This is a genomic window from Sinomonas atrocyanea (assembly GCF_030812675.1).
Taxonomy (GTDB): domain Bacteria; phylum Actinomycetota; class Actinomycetes; order Actinomycetales; family Micrococcaceae; genus Sinomonas; species Sinomonas atrocyanea_B.
Genome location: NZ_JAUSTE010000025.1, coordinates 1 through 16,163 on the forward strand (window position 1 = coordinate 1; position 16,163 = coordinate 16,163).

7 protein-coding genes and 1 pseudogene are annotated in these 16,163 nt (G+C 62.7%); 6 read left to right on the plus strand and 2 right to left on the minus strand.

Translation table 11 applies throughout. The annotated features are described in order from the left end of the window. Positions 1-91: 91 nt before the first annotated feature. A pseudogene (locus J2W20_RS18955) lies at positions 92-637 on the minus strand (integrase core domain-containing protein); the annotation flags it as partial. A 1,402-nt stretch (positions 638-2,039) separates the two neighbouring features. Between J2W20_RS18955 and J2W20_RS19240 the strand changes: the two are divergent. From J2W20_RS19240 to J2W20_RS18980, 6 genes are all read left to right on the plus strand, one after another. Further along, positions 2,040-2,480: a GtrA family protein gene (locus J2W20_RS19240; RefSeq protein WP_373458057.1), complete on the plus strand. Its 441-nt coding sequence runs from the start codon at positions 2,040-2,042 to the stop codon at positions 2,478-2,480. Continuing rightward, the gene (locus J2W20_RS18960; RefSeq protein WP_307008693.1) at positions 2,431-3,156 is read left to right on the plus strand and encodes a glycosyltransferase family 2 protein; all 726 of its coding nucleotides are present in this window, start codon (positions 2,431-2,433) and stop codon (positions 3,154-3,156) included. The genes J2W20_RS19240 and J2W20_RS18960 overlap by 50 nt, the downstream gene beginning before the upstream one ends. After that, the gene (locus tag J2W20_RS18965) at positions 3,156-4,721 is read left to right on the plus strand and encodes an ArnT family glycosyltransferase (RefSeq protein WP_307008695.1); all 1,566 of its coding nucleotides are present in this window, start codon (positions 3,156-3,158) and stop codon (positions 4,719-4,721) included. The genes J2W20_RS18960 and J2W20_RS18965 overlap by 1 nt, the downstream gene beginning before the upstream one ends. Then, positions 4,718-6,217, plus strand: coding sequence for a glycosyltransferase (locus J2W20_RS18970; protein WP_307008697.1), 1,500 nt, complete (start codon positions 4,718-4,720; stop codon positions 6,215-6,217). Before J2W20_RS18965 ends, J2W20_RS18970 begins: the two co-directional genes overlap by 4 nt. A 226-nt stretch (positions 6,218-6,443) precedes the next feature. After that, entirely contained in the window at positions 6,444-9,983 is a 3,540-nt protein-coding gene (locus J2W20_RS18975; RefSeq protein ID WP_307008698.1) for a PQQ-dependent sugar dehydrogenase, read from the plus strand. Between the two features lie 101 nt (positions 9,984-10,084). Then, positions 10,085-14,434 carry an outer membrane protein assembly factor BamB family protein gene (locus J2W20_RS18980; protein WP_307008700.1) on the plus strand — a complete coding sequence of 1,450 codons (4,350 nt, stop codon included), beginning with the start codon at positions 10,085-10,087 and terminating at the stop codon, positions 14,432-14,434. A 452-nt stretch (positions 14,435-14,886) separates the two neighbouring features. Here J2W20_RS18980 and J2W20_RS18985 read toward each other — a convergent pair whose 3' ends face one another. Further along, on the minus strand, positions 14,887-16,023 hold the full coding sequence (locus J2W20_RS18985; RefSeq protein WP_307008701.1) for a hypothetical protein: 1,137 nt from the start codon (positions 16,021-16,023) through the stop codon (positions 14,887-14,889). Between the last annotated feature and the right edge of the window lie 140 nt (positions 16,024-16,163).

A 16,163-nucleotide genomic window follows, 5' to 3' on the forward strand; every position in this document is an offset into this window, starting at 1 on the left:
GGAAAACGGAGCCAGGAAGCCACGAGGCGCCGCCGGGATCACCTTCCCGGCGGCGCCTCGCCATGCCCACTTGACAGCGGACTACTCCATATCAGGTGTACTTCCCCGTGAGGTTGTGAACGCGGGCTGAGGGGACTTGGCCGCCGATGCCGGTGTGGGGTCTGTGGTGATTGTGGTGGTGGATCCAGTCCTGGTAGGCCGCCTCTCGCGCTTGTTCGCTGTCACAGGCGGCGGCGTATGCCCATTCGGTGGCCAGGGTGCGGTTGAAGCGTTCTACCTTGCCGTTGGTCTGCGGCCGGTAGGGCTTGGTTCGCTTGTGCTCGATATCGCCCAGGGCGTTCGCGAATGCGTATGAGCGGTAGCAGGAACCGTTGTCTGTCATCACCGCCGTCACAGTGACGCCGAGCGTGGCGAAGAAGGCATTCGCACGGGTCCAGAAGGCCGCGGCGATCTCTTTGCGCTCGTCGTCGAGGATCTCCGAGTACGCGACACGGGAGTGGTCATCGATCGCATGGTGCAGGTAACGGTAGCCGCGTGATCCGGCGGCTCCGGCCCGGGCGGCCCGGTCACGGGCGGCATCTGCCTTGCGGTCCTGCGTAGACCCACGGCCATGGACGCGCCATCCGCCGCCGTCCGGCGGCGCAGGAGCCGAGATCCGGCTGTCCTTCACGACGAGACGGCGAGTTTGTCGGGTCTCAGCACCGGGGTCATCCGATCCGGTGCGGGCGTCGTGAAGGGTGTCGCGGGTGTTTAGGTCGGTGTCACGGTTGGCGTTACGGTCGACGTCGGCGCAGGCGCCGGCAGCCGTTCGCGTAGATCGCCTGACCGGCCGCATCCTAATTCTGCCCGGGCTCGTTCAGCGTTTGGAGCCCATGCTCGGCGGCTCGCCGCAACTCCAGGCTCATAGCTCCTGAAACGAGAGACGCTCCAACAACGGTCGCCGCCAGGGCACCCCTGATCCTTCTTGGGTTGGTGGTTTTCCTTGAATGCAGGAATGCACGGCATGACGCTCGCTTCCCTTCAGCAAATACCCGCTTCCTGGAAATTACGGAGGCGGTATTCGCCGGCTGCGAATACCGCACCTCATTAGTCCATGTACAGCGTTGCAGAGGGACAGGGTCCCCCGCGCCAGGCACCCGCTTCCAGAGGGGCCTCAAGTGCACACTTCTCGCGAGCCCCGGAAGCGGCCGACCGAGTACCCAGAAGTACCACCTGCTGGGCGCGAACCGCGGGCGGAAACACTTGTGGACAGGCGCCTCGAGCGGCCCGACGGCCCAAGCCCGCGCGGAGCCGTCGGCGCGGCCGTGCGCCGGACCGCGGTTTGCTAGTGATTTCGGGGCCGCCCGGGAGCCTCGGGAAATGACAGTAGTCGGTACCCAGGTCGGCAGGTAGCTCGCCCAGCACTACTTGCCTCTCCTCGCGGGGCCGTACTCGGGCGGCAGGCGCGCCCCGCAGACGTCTTACCCGATTTTGCGGCGGGAAGGACCTGTTTCCTTCTGGTCGCATTGTCCCCATTCTCCCCGATCGTGAACCGTATGAATCCCGGCGCAGCCGCGCCGCAAGTGCCACGGTGATGGAGGCGAGCATGGTCCGGAACCACCTGACAGCAGACGTCGAAGGCAAGACTGCGACCGGCGGCCCCGTCGTGTGGCCGGACGCTCATCGCGGGCTAGGTGCCCGGGTGGGGCTCGCGTGCATCGGTGGCCGGGGCGTTCACATCGGCCCTTGTTTGGAAGCAATAACGTCTGCTTTGGTCTACACCGCGTCCACCCCGGAATCCCACTGCCGGCACCCTTTTACTTTACGACGGCCTAAAGCGCCTAGAAAAACGCACCGATCGAATATCCCCAGGTCACGATTTGGCCAGCCTGAACTGGCTGCCGGCGCTGGCCAAGCTATCGCGCCAACACCAGCCTCGCCTCAAAAAAGCCGACTGAGAAACACAGCGCCCGTGGCACCTGATGCTGGCCGTGCCAAATGAAGCGTGAAGCGCGCTCTCTGTGCATGCCGGCTCATCCTCGAAGGCGGACGGTGAAGTGATGGTTCGGAGAATTGCGCGTTTCGGCGCCGTGGGAATGCTATGCCTCTGTCTGCAACTGGCCGTCATGAAATTGACCGAGCCGTTCCTTCCCGTGCTAGCCGCAAATGCAATCGGATTTATTACCTCTGCTCAGCTGAATTTCACCCTAAGTTACCTCTTCACCTGGGGCGATTCCAAACGTCAAAGCGGCTGGCACTTAGCGGCAAAATGGTTCAGCTACTGCCTCGTTGCCGTCGGCGCAACATTTATAAACTCCGCCGCCTTCGCCGCTCTTCATATTCTCCTACGAGCTCGAATGGAGCTTATTGCCGTCTTCGCCACAGTAGTCAGCACATGCTGCACCTTTCTATTCAACCACTTTCTCGTATTTCGATCTCAAAGGAGTCGCCATGGCAAAGACGGGGACAGCACTGTTTATGCCCGCATGGAACGAGGCTGAGAACCTTCCTCTTGTCGTCCATCAAGCAGTTACATACTTGAGAGAGCGCGACGAACCTTTCACCGTCATAGTTGTCGACGACGGCAGCACCGACCACAGCCACCAAGTACTGGAAACCCTAAAACGCGAATATTCGGACTGCTTTCTATACGTACGTCATGCTAGCAATGAAGGCTATGGGTCGGCATTGCGCACTGGATTCCATGAAGGCCTCAAGACGGGACACGACTGGATCGGTTTCTGTGATGCTGACGGCCAGTTTATGCCAGCCGACATTGGAAAACTCAAAGATAGCGCCGTTGCTTCTGGAAGCGACATAGCGATCGGTTATCGTCTGGCCCGAGCGGACCGCCTCCAGCGCCGCATCATGGGAAAGGCCTGGAGCGTCCTGTCCAGTGCTCTCCTCGGGCACGAGGCCATCGACGTCGACTGCGGCCTCAAGATATTCCATCGCGACGCTCTCCTGCAGCTTGCCCCGCTGCTCACCGGTCAGCATGCCACTATCTCACCTGAAATATTGATACTCGCTCGCCAGGCCGGACAAAAAATCGTCCAAGTGGGCGTGCCGCACTATCTGCGCCGCCACGGCACTGCCTCGGGCGCAGCCCCGCACGTGGTATGGGAATCTCTCAAGGGCCTCGTGCACGTGCGACAGGCCCTTAGGAAAGGCGCCTGATGACAACGCCTAGCGTTCAGCCTCAGCAAGCCGAGATTGTCCGCCCAAGCAGCTCGCCGGACCGCACACAACGCTGGCTGATCGCCCTGGCGACAGTGTTGTCGGTCGCGGCGTTTGCCTACTTCTACGGCAGAGATGCGACTCTTGCGTACAGCGATGCCGTGTCACACTTGGAGATCGCGCGGCGTGTGGTTGACGGCGCTACCCCGGGCATCGCCCAGCTGGGCAGTGTATGGCTTCCTCTCCCGCATGTGCTGGCTCTTCCATTTGTCTGGGTGGATAGTCTGTATTACAGCGGCATTGCGGGAAGCATCCCCTCGATGACGGCCTTTGTGGTTACTGCTCTCCTGTTATATAAGATCACTGGGACCCTCACGGGAAACAAGCTTGGAGGAGCCGTTTCGGCGGCGGTGTTCGCAGCTAACCCGAATGTGTTGTATATGCAGAGCACGCCGATGACCGAATTGCCGCTGTTCGCCTGCATGGCCGGCATGGTTTACGGCGTGCAACGCTGGATCCAGACCGACCATCACCGTTACCTCATCGGTGCCGGCGTTGCCGGACTGCTTGGAACCCTGACGCGTTATGAAGCGTGGGTGCTCTTCGGAGTTCTGGTCGCCCTCGTAATTTTTTCGGCCTGGCGCAAAGGCTACAGTTACATCCGCCTTGAAGGCCTCACTCTTGCCTTCGTCTATGTGGGCGGCCTCGGCATCGCTGCGTGGCTCGGTTGGAATCTGATCATTTTCGGCAACGCCTTTGATTTTGAGAATGGCCGCTATGCCAAGCCGTCCCTCTGGGTGGACTCGGGGGACCCGAATATCGGAGACGGCTGGCACTCCTTGCAGACGTACTCTTTGGCCGTGGTTGCCAACCTGTCGTGGATAATGTGCTTGATGGCGCTGTTTGGTTTCCTCGTAGTAGTAGCAAAAAACCGATTTTCACTCCCGACGCTTCCATCGCTGTCGCTTCTGGCCATGGTTCCCTTCTTTGTGATTGCCCTCGAGCAGGGACAGCGCCCCCTCCACATCGAGCAGTTGAATGGAGACAATTACAACGTCCGTTTCGGACTGCTCATTATATTGCCCGCAGCAATCTTTATCGGATGCCTAGCTAGTTCTTTCCCCGGGCGCACCACGGCGACTACTCTTATCGCGCCACTGTGCCTTTCCGTGGCGGTTCTAGTCTCAGTTGACGACTTGACTTCAAATAACATCGTGACGCTTTCCGAGGCCACCCGAATGTCCCAAAACTCGCAACGGCAGTCTGTGGATGAAGCGAGCAGTTTCCTGCGGGCTCATTACAGAACTGGGAAGGTTCTGGTGCAGTCATTCGGAAATGAAATGCTGCTTTTCAAGACTCAGGTTCCGCCCAGCAAAACCATATATGAGGGAAGCTACCGGACATGGCAACCCGCCCTGAACGACCCCGCGGCCAGCAACATTCAGTGGATCGTCATGCGGTCCAAAGACGAAGTTTATCAGGACCTTCACGGTAGCCCACTGCTTCACGGTTACGAACTGGCCTATACAAACGATGCCTACTCCATTTACAAGGAGAGAGCGTGAAAAACAGTCCACAGGGTACCCCCCCTTCAAGGAAGACCGCGCGCGTCTTGTTCAGCCGGGGACAGATCATCCTTATTCTTGTTATTGGCATTCCGATCCCCGTCTGCCTGGTCGCATGGCCGATACAGGTTGCCACCGTCCTAGCGTCCGCGGGACTGCTGTTCTACTTTCTGTTCGTGGGACTGAAGCTTGCGCTGCATGTAGCTTCCCGCCGGTATGTTCCGCCGGCCATCGATCCCGTGAGTGTTGATGATCCGGACCTTCCCACCTACACGGTGCTCATCCCCCTCTACAAGGAAGCAAACATGCTCGGTAGCCTCGTCCGCTCCATAGCGGGGCTGAGCTACCCCAAGGAGCGCCTGCAGGTACTGCTCCTTCTTGAGGAGGACGACACAGAGACCCGTGCAGAAGCCATCCGTCTTGGCCTCCCGGACTGGTGCACGACCGTTGTCATCCCCGATCTGGCGCCGAAAGGCAAGCCCAAGGCACTGAACGTGGGGCTGGCTCGCGCCACAGGTGTCCACACGGTCATCTATGATGCGGAAGACAGGCCCGATCACGATCAACTCCTCAAAGCTGTCGCGGCATTTCGGGCGTCTGGGCGCGAACTTGCCTGCGTTCAGGCGCGGCTCTTCTTCTGGAATGAGGACTCGTCCTGGATCACCCGGTTCTATTGGAGTGAATACGTAATTCACTTCGAACGCGTCCTTCCAGGATTGTCCAAGCTAGGCCTCGTGCCGCCGTTGGGAGGAACCTCCAACCACTTTCGGACCGAAGCTCTGCGCAGGACCGCATTGAGCCACGCCGTACTCCCATCCGGGGCCGAAGGCATTGGCGGCTGGGACCCCTGGAACGTAACCGAGGATGCGGAACTGGCCGGCGCGATGGCCGCTCAGGGATACCGAATCGCCATGATCGATTCCGTCACGCGGGAGGAAGCCACCGCCCGCCCAGGTGTCGCGAATCGGCAGCGGCGACGGTGGCTGAAGGGCTTTCTGCAGACCGGCCTCGTCTACACGCGGCAGCCATACCGGACCGCCCGTCAGATGGGCTTCCGGCGATGGTTCTGCTACAACCTCCTAATGTTGGGCACACCGGTCAGTCTGTTACTCAATCCGCTTTTCTGGGGCCTGACAATCGTCTACGCCACGACTAGATCGACTTTGATCGAAAGCATGTTCCCAATACCGCTGATTGGAACACTGCTGATGGTCGTCGGCAACCTGCTCTTCTTCTACCAGCTCGTTGGAGCCTGTGTGAACCGGGGCGGCTACGGGAGCGTTAAATATCTGCTGCTCACTCCCGTGTGGTGGGCCTTCACGAGTTGGTCTGCTTACGGTGTTTTATGGGAGCTGGCTCGTCCGTCGACTCGTCATAAATGGAACAAGACGCCGCACGGGCACGATCTGGGCAAGGAAAAAAGCCAACACATCGAAATCAGTGGAGCGGGGATGGACCCTGTCCCTAAGCCGGCCCTCCAGGGACCGTACGACTGAACGTCACGACCGCATACGGCTCACGCGACTGAAGGCGGCCGGGGAAATGGATCCCTGGGATGAGCGTCATGCCGCCGTCCGGACGGCACTTCTCAAGAGAATATCCGATTTGTAATTGCCGGGATTCCGGCTCGATTGGACGGTGGGTGCGGTGGGTAAGCATGCGATGCAAAAGAGGGCGGCGGCGTGGCGTCGCCGTGACGTTTGGGGTGCCATCGGAGCGTGTATGGCGCTGGTGCTGGCACTCCTGAGCGGTCTTGCCCTGCCGGCGTCGGCCGCCGGAGCGGTGTCCATCACCGTAACGTCGAACCCCAACCCGGTGGCGACCGGCCAGTCGATCGCCTACACCATCACGGTCGTGAACACAGGGGGTTCCGCCGCATCCGCTGCCACGATCACCGATACCCTCACCGGTGTTGCCGGTGGCAACGGGGGCGCCCCACCCATGAGCACCAACTTGGGTAGTTGTGCCTTCAACACCGGCCAGGTGACCTGCACCGCGGCAAGTCTCGCGGCCGGTCAGGTGTGGGCTGTGACGATCTCGGCGCAGGTGACGGCCGCAGCGGGGACGCTGCTGTCAGATACCGCCACGGTGACCGGCACCGAGTCCTCGACGCAGTTCAGCACATCTGCGACCACAAGCACCACCGTCAGCCAGAACCTGCCGCCCGGCTTCGCGCAGACCCAGCTCGCCCATGGGCTCAGCAAGCCGGTCGCGTTGGCCTTCGCCCCCAACGGTGACATCTATATCGGGGAGCAAGGCGGCACCATCCTGATCTACCGCAACGGCGCCGTGCTCGCCAACCCGGTGGTCCAGCTGCCCAACGTCGACAGCAACGGTGAGTCCGGGTTGCTCGGGCTTGCGTTCGACCCGAACTTCACCACCAACGGCTACCTGTACGTGTCCTACACCGTGTCGACCACGAACAGCGCGGGAACGGTCCAGCCCTTCGCCCAGCTGTCCCGCTTTACCGTCGTCAACGACACCATCAATCCGTCCAGCGAGGCGGTTTACTACCGCGGCAACCAGACGCAGAATCCGCATCACCCCGGCAACGACCTGAAGATTGGCCCCGATGGCAAGCTGTGGTGGAGCGTGGGCGACAACGTGCCGGCCATCAGCAACGCCCAGACGCTGACCAACATTTACGGCAAGATGCTGCGATTTAATCGCGACGGCACCATCCCAGCCGACAACCCATTCGTGAACGTGCCCAACGCGGTCAAAGCCATCTATGCGTACGGCTTGCGCAATCCGTTCCGTTTTACGTTCCTGCCGAACGGCAAGGCCATGACCGAGGACACAGGGTCGAGCTACTGGGAAGAGCTGAACACGATCCAGCCGGGCGGCAACTATGGGTGGGACTTCTACGAGGGCGACTGCGGGAGCTGCGGTGCCATCAACCCGACGTATGCCTACGGCCACTACGAGGAAGACGGCGCCGCCTCGGCGATCGCGGCTTACACAGGGTCGGCGTTTCCCCAGCCGTACGACCACGTAGTGTTCTTCGGTGACTACGGCCGCCGAGACATCGAGGCCGTGGCATTCGACCCTACCTACCAGACCGAGACATCCAACACCGTCTTCGACAGCGCGGCCGGAACCATCGCCGACCTCAAGGAGGGCCCGGACGGCAGTCTCTACTTCGTAAGCGTTTTCGAGGGGACCTTCACCAAGATCTCGGCTGCCGGCCCGTTCCCGCCCACCGCCTCGGTCACTGCGACCCCGAACGCGGGGGCTGCGCCGCTGCAAGTGCAATTTTCCGGCACCGGATCCAGCGACCCTTACGGCCTGCCGCTCAGCTACTCCTGGGACTTCGGTGACGGCTCGGCCCCTTCGACGGCCGCGAGCCCCTCGCACAGCTACGCCAACAACGGGACCTATACCGTGACCCTCACGGTGAGCAACGGTTCGCAGACCGGCGTGACCACGTCCCAGGTCGTGGTCGGGCACACGCCACCAAGGGCGTCGATCAGCGCGCCCGACGCATACAACGCAGGGGACACCGTGTCATTCAACGGGGCGGCAAGCGATGCGGCCGACGGCACCCTGCCTGGCTACGACTACACCTGGAAGGTCGATTTCTACGCCAACGGCGTGGCGAAGCCTTCTTACACCGCTGACGTGGCCCACCCGTTCTACGGCCCGACCAGCGGCATTACGTCCGGTAGCTTCCAGATCCCCACGGACACGTCCCAGACTCCGTCGACCTTCTACCGGATCACTCTGACAGTGACGGACTCGCTCGGGATTCAGACAGTCGTGACCAAAGACCTCCACCCCAACCTCACAACCTTGTCGGCCAGCGCGAACATCGCGGGCGCGGGATACGCCGTGGACGGCAAGTGGCAGACGGGTCCCTACAGCAGCCAGGACGTAGTCGGCGTCAAGCACGTCCTGGCGGGCATGCCTCTCGTGCAGACCGCCGGCGGCACCCGATACAGGTTCACGGGCTGGACCGATGGCGCCGCGCTGACCGACACGATCACGTCTTCTGCGTCCGGTGCGACTTATACCGCTAACTATGCCGCCGTTTCCGCCGCGCTGCCGTCGTCATGGCAGAGCGTCGATGTGGGCGCTCCGCTGATGGCGGGAGCAGCAGACAGCACGACAGATTCGGCTGGCAACCAGACGTTCTACCTAGACGGTGCGGGAGCCGATGTCTACGGCTCGAACGACCAATTCCACTACGTCTACCAGACCCTCACTGGTGACGCGACGATCGTCGCCCGAGTTCGATACCAGTCCAACTCCAGCCCGTGGGCGAAGGCGGGAGTGATGATCAAGCAGTCGCCGACCGCCGGAGCCGCGTTCGTGGACGCGCTCGTCACGCCCGATGTGAGCCCGAATACCCCGAGCGTCAACGGTGTGGGCTGCGATGCTGGCGGCTGCCTCAGCCCGCTTCCACCGGTCACACCGGCCATGGGGTACGGCGCGCGAATGCAGTACTCGGGCTCGCACTCAGCCACACCGAAGACCTATCCGGCCGGATTCAGCAACCCGAACAAGTGGCTGAAGCTGCAGAGGGCCGGCGACACCTTCACGTCGTGGCTGAGTTCCGACGGGGTGACCTGGACCCAGATCGGCATCGCCACGGTCAGCATGAGCGGCCCCGTCACCGTCGGGCTGTTTGCGACGTCGCACAACATCGGCCAATACAGCACGGCGGCCTTCGACAACGTCCAAATAACCGGGGCAACGCCACCACCACCCCCCGGCGCCCTGCCTTCGGCGTGGCTAGATAGCGACGTGGGCTCCCCAGCCATCGCCGGCTCGGCGAGTTACTCCAACGGCGTGTTCACTGTAAACGGGGCGGGAGCCGACATCTACGGAACGTACGACCAGTTCAACTATGTGTACCAGCCGGTAACTGGCAACGGCACGCTCATCGCCCGCGTCACTTCGCAGACGAACACGAGCTCGAATGCGAAGGCTGGCGTCATGTTCAAGCAATCGACGACCGCGGGATCGTCGTATTTCATGATCTCCGTTGCTCCGGGAGGGGGCATCAAGGTCCAGTACAACTTCAACTCCTCCGTCGGCGGCGGCACGTATACCTTCCCCAACGTGTGGATGAAGCTCACCAGATCGGCGGGAGTTTTCACCGCCTATGTATCCGGCGACGGCTCCACCTGGACTCAGGTCGTGTCGAAAGCGATCACGATCAACGACCCCGCAACCTTCGGCCTCTTCGAATGCTCGCACAACACTAGCGCCCTCGGCACGGCGACCTTCGACAACGTCAGCTACACCCCGGGAGCTTAGACATGATTATGAAACGACGGGCACACGTCCGGCGGCACAGGGCGACATGGCACCCGGACGGCGCCCGGCTGCGGCGGCGACAGGCCGCATTCGCCGCCGCCGTGGCGCTGATCGCGAGCACGCTCGCCGGCTTTGCGACCGCCTCGGCGCCGGCTGTGGCGGCAACGTACCAGGACTGGCCGACGTACCTGCAAAGCGCCTCGCGAACCGCGGCGACGACTGACCCGAACCTGAGCGTCGCCAACGCATCGCTCTTGAAGCTGAACTGGACCTCGGCGACCGGCGGGCCCATCGCCTCGGAGGCGGCCGTAGTAGGTACGACCGCCTACTTCGGGTCGTGGGACGGCTACGAGTACGCCGTCAGCACCGTCGATGGGTCGGTGATCTGGAAGACGTCCATCGGTATCACCAATGACGCCGCGTGCCATCCGTCGACCATTGGCGTCACCTCCTCGGCCGCCGTCGTCAACGGCGTCGTCTATGTCGGCGGCGGCGATTCCTACTGGTACGCCCTCAACGCCACCACCGGTGCCGTGTTGTGGAAGGTCTACACCGGCGACAACAGCCAGACGGGCGCTCACTACAACTGGTCGAGCCCGGTCATCGCCAATGGCTCCGCCTACGTCGGCGTGGCCAGCAACTGCGACAACCCGCTCGTGCAGGGCCACCTGATGAAGATTGATCTCACCTCCAACCAGGTGACGGCCGACTATAACTTCGTGCCCAGTGGGCAGCTCGGCGGGGGTATTTGGACGTCCCCGACGTACGACGCAGCGACCAACACCGTGTTCGTGTCCTCGGGCACCCTGAACAACTACACTCAGACCCAGTCGCAGGCCATCGTGGCCCTTGACGCCACCACCCTCGCTTACAAGAGCTCCTGGCAGCTCCCCTTCGAAGCGGCCGTCATCGACTCTGACTGGGGCACGACGCCGACGCTCACCACCGACGCAAGCGGTGACCAGCTCCTTGCGGTCGCGAACAAGAACGGCATCCTGTACACCTTCAACCGCAACAATCTGGCGGCCGGCCCGATCTGGAAACGGCAGGTCGCCATTGGCGGAGCCTGCCCGACGTGTGGCAATGGCACTATCGCGTCAGGGATCTTCGCGAACGGCGTGCTGTACTTCGCCGGCGGGAACAACGTGGTCAACGGCGGCGGCGCCGGTGGCTCTATCACGGCCTTCGACCCGGGATCCGGTAATACTCTGTGGGTACGCCAGACTGATCAGGCGATCCTGGGATCTCCGGCCTACGTCAACGGGATGATCGGTCAGGTCGAGGGATCGACCTTCGAGGTTGTCAACGCGTCTAATGGCGCCCTGCTGTACTCCTACGTGCTGCCGGCAACCGTCTACGGCGGCGTCTCCGTAGCCCAGAGCCAATTTTACGTGGGCGCGTTGGACGGCAAACTGTACGCCTTCGGACTGGGCGCGGCACCTGCGGCGCCGCCGACCGATCCCAATTGCCCCGCCGGTTTCACCTGCCAGGACATCCACAAGCCACTTCGCGGGAGCGAACAGACCACCGGTGGAGCGTTGACGGTGACGGCAAGCGGATCCGGTATCAAAGGCACCGGCGACCAGTTCAGATTCCTCTCGAAGCCGGTCACCGGCGATGCCCAGACGAGCACCCAGATCGTTTCGCAAACTGCTCAGCCCGGTCAGGCTCAGCAAGCGGGGATCATGGTCCGCCAGAGCGTCGATGTGGGATCACCATTCTTCGCTGTGCTCGCCTATCCCAACGACAGTCCCCCGGACCTGCAGGTCTGGTACCGGTCAGCGTTCGCCAAGAACCCGGTTCTCTTGAGAAAAATTGCCTCACCGACGCTGCCCGTCTCAGTCATGATCCAACGCACCCGCAACCAGTTCAGCGCCGGCATCTCCACTGACGGCAGCAACTACCAGTTGATTGCAGGTGCCTCAGCCACCGTCGACCTGCCGACGACGACCCTGCAGGGGCTTGCCGTCGACTCTGGATCGTCGGCGAACTACGGGACTGCGACCTTCGCCAACGTCGCCGTCGGCGCTGCAGCCACCACGGCGATGAGTCCCCAGCCCCCCGCGGACCCCTGCCCGGCCCAGTGGACCTGCGGGGATATAGGCAACCCGAACCCTGCCGGTGACACCACTGTGTCGGGTGGCTCGTACACCCTGACCGGTGTTGGTTCTGGCTTTGGTGGATCCTCGGACTCGATGCATTACGTCTACCAGCCGGTTTCTGGCAACCAGTCCATCAGCGCCCAAGTGGTCACCCAGTCCGGGGCGTCCGCCAAGGCCCAGGACGGACTCATGATGCGGGCCACCACCAGCACCACCTCGCCGATGTACAGCGTCTTCCTCAACCCGGGCGGAAGCGCCACGATTCAGTGGCGTGTCTATGACGGAATCAAGACCTCCCAGACCGTCCCGCTGACCGGCACGACCTCGCCGGCATACCTGCAGGTCGTCCGCTTTCAGGACACCAGATTCAACCCCCCAGCGACGTTCTTCTCTGCCATGACGTCACCCGACGGGGCCACCTGGACCCCGGTGCTCGGCTCGACCGTGGCCATCGACTTCGGCTCGGACTCGTACCTGGCCGGTCTGGCTGCCGCTGCCGGGGCCGCCAACGCCACGACACCGGCAGTCTTCAACAATGTTGCCATCAGCCCAGCGAACACCCCACCCCCCGGGATCTGCCCCCAGGGCTTCACCTGCGGCGACATCGGGACCGGGATTCACCCGGGCAACCAGATCTATCTCAATGGCACTTGGACAATGCAGGCCCAAGGCACCATCTTCGGGGTCTACGACACCTTCCGCTTCGCCTATGAGAACTTCCCGAACGACCCGGCCAACTCGGCCAACGGCGACGGGACCATCAGCGCCCGGGTCGTGTCCCAGACAGGCGGCACCGGCTGGATGAGATCAGGCGTGATGATCCGCTCCGGCACTGATCCCCAAGCGCCCTACTACGGCGTCTTCGTCACCCCCCAAAACGGCGTCGTCGTTCAATGGCGACCAACGACGGCGGCCCAGGTCACCGAGGACGTCCTTCCGGTGTCTCCGGCCACGACGGCACCACTGTGGGTGCTGGCGTCGCGATACACCGACACCGTCCACAACGTTGTCTACTACAGCGCCTTCACGTCGACCGACGGCGTCAACTTCACCTTCGCGCCCGGCTCGACGACCACTCTCAACCTGCCCGGGCCGCTGGTCGCAGGCATCGCCAGCGACGCCAACAGTTCCAACCTGTCCTCGGTGGCGACCATCGACAACGTCGCGGAGCTGGCCGGGTCGAATCCCCCACCGAACATCTGCCCTTCAGCCTGGAGTTGCACCGACATCGGGGGTGCCGTGCCTCCTGGCCAGGACCAGCTCAGCGCCGGCACCTGGAGCGAACTCGGTGGCGGCGGAGACATCTGGGGGACCGCCGACTCGTTCCACTTCGTCTCGCAGACCCTCAGTGCCGATGGGACTGTAACCGCGCACGTCCTCTCCCAGCAGAACACCAGCGCGTGGGCCAAGGCAGGTCCCATGGTGCGAGCCACGACGGACGCGGGCTCACCGTACTATGGCGTCTTCGTGACCCCGGGCAATGGAGTCGCGGTGCAGTGGCGCACGAGCCAGGGCGGGAGCAGTGGCCAGCTCCTGACACCAGGCACGGTACCGACCTACCTAAAGATCGGGCGATATACCACGACTGGGAGCAACCCTGCTTCCTACTACACGGCCTACACGTCGCCAGACGGCAGCACGTGGACCGCTATTCAGGGTTCGACCGTCAATGTGAACCTGACCGGACCGTTGCTCGCCGGATTCGCCATCACATCGCACAATCAGGGCACGGGTTCAGCCGTCACTCTGGACTCGGTCGGCGTTACCGTCGGCGAACTCGTCCCACCCGGGGGGTGTCCCAGTTCCTGGCAGTGCGCCGATATCGGCACGGCAACACCTGCCGGTGGGCAGGACCTCTCGGGTGACGCGTGGACCCTCCAGGGTGGCGGGAACGACATCTGGGGTACGGCGGACGCCTTCCACTACGTTTGGCAGTCACTGGCCGGCGATGGGTCGATAACGGCCCGGGTGACGTCACAGACGAACACCAGTGCGTGGGCCAAGGCCGGCCTCATGATGCGCGCCAGCACCGATCCCGGATCGCCATACTTCGCGGTCTTCCTGACCCCGGGCAATGGGATCGCAGTGCAGTGGCGAACCGCCCAGGGTGCGACCTCGAGTCAGGTCCTGACAGCGGGAACGGCCCCCGTGTACCTGAAACTGACGAGGACCGGCAGCACGTTCACGGCTGCCACGTCCGCCGACGGCACCACTTGGAATCCTGTGCCGGGGTCGGCTGTTTCGGTGGCGAACCTTTCCGGCGCCTTGCTGCGCGGATTCGCTGTTACCTCACACAATACGGGGGCGATCTCCACCGTTGGAATGGACTCAGTGACGACAACGCCGTGAAAAAGGGGCGCAGTTCGATAGCCCCGGCCACTCCGCCTGTTAGCCACGCTGCCGCTACTGCTGCGATGACGGGAACGACCGTCGCTGATCTGAGCCGCCACGAAGCGGCAGAGGTGTCATCGGCAGCCCGCCTGGTGGTCTTGTCGGCTACGCCGAGGACAAGGAGATCAACGCTCGCGACCCGGTGTCGACCCCGGTTCCCCGAGCGGGGGTTCCTCGGCGGAGCCGTTCCCGCCCGCCCCCCCCCCTGCACCTACACCGCCTACACCTCGGCCGAGGCGGTGAACTGGAAGCTCATCGTCAGCCCCCACAACACGGTGCACTCAGCACCGTGGCCATGGACAGCGTTTCGCTTGGCACGGCTGCGCGACGGTGACGCCTCCGATGGCGGCTTGCGCAGCGCAGACCGAAGACGTGCACGCGCCAAGCCACTGGGTCGGCTCCCGGTGCGTTCACTTGATGCGATCGACAGGCAGAGAACCGCTGGCCATGGTCCCCCGAGCTCCCACGCTCATTCTCGGGGTGCCGAAATCGGTTGAACCTGGTTTCACCGCGTATCGCTTGAGAACTGCGAAGGTCTGCGGGTAACGCGGTCCGAGCCCGCAGGTGCCGCTAGCAGCGAGGTTCCAGAAGTCGCTGCCGACAGCGGCTACGGCCGGCGCCGGTGGAGAGGGGTTGGCGTTGCGTTCGACTTGGTACATGTCGGCGGCGTGAGTCGCCATGTCCTGGTCCCCGCCAGGCCAGTGGTTGATGTCATGTGGACCGGTCTTCGCGCTCTGGCACGCACTCCACGCGGAAAGGAACCACGGTCTGCCGATGCCTTTGCAGTAGGTGGAGACGTTGGGGACGCTGATGTCGCGGTCAGGACGGGAGTTGATCTCGACGTCGCAGAGGTCATTGTTCTGATCGGCCATGATCTTCTGCCAGTCGATTCCGCTATTAGGGTCGTTGATGTATGACAGGCCCCCGGTAGACGCGAGATGGTTTGGGTCGAGCGCTTTCAACTGCGCGAGGGTGCGATGAAAGAAAGCGGTCGTCTCCGCCGTCGACCCGCGAGTCTCATTATGGTAGTTCGGAGCATCGATCTCACCTAGGAGTTCGTACATGGCGATCGCAGGTTCCGCGGAGTATTTGATTCCGGTCACGGTATTGATGCGGTTGGTGACGAAGGACAGAAAGGGCCGCCAATCGGTGGTGGTCGGTTTGATGCCTGAGGCCTGCAGCGACTGGCCGTAGCTGCTGAAATTAAGGATCACCAGCAGGCCGCTCGCCTTGGCGACCGCGATGAAGTTATCGACGCGTGTCCACGTGGCTTCTGACATGGCGTCGGAAAGCTGGTGGTGATGTGTCTCATATTCCACGATTTCAAGGACGTTCAGCCCGGCTTGCTTCGCAAGAGTCACCTCCGCGGCCGGATCACCGTACTGGTTATATGCGGTACCGCCGTGGATGGTGAACGCATGCCCATGGATGCAAAGACTCATGCCACAGACTTCGACGAACGGGCTTGTCGGTGGGCTGTCAGCTTTTCCTGTTGCAAGTATCAGAAAGGCGATGGCAGTCCACCACAGGAGGGCAATACGGCGCATCCGGTCTCACCTCAGGGCCCCGGCGGCGGCACCGAGGTTGTCCCTACGGCCACGGTGTCCAGTGTGACGGCGGAGCTAGTGCCCTGCAGATGGGAGGTGATCGCGAAGCCAGCCAGCAGCGGTTGCGGGAGGTCGAGCGC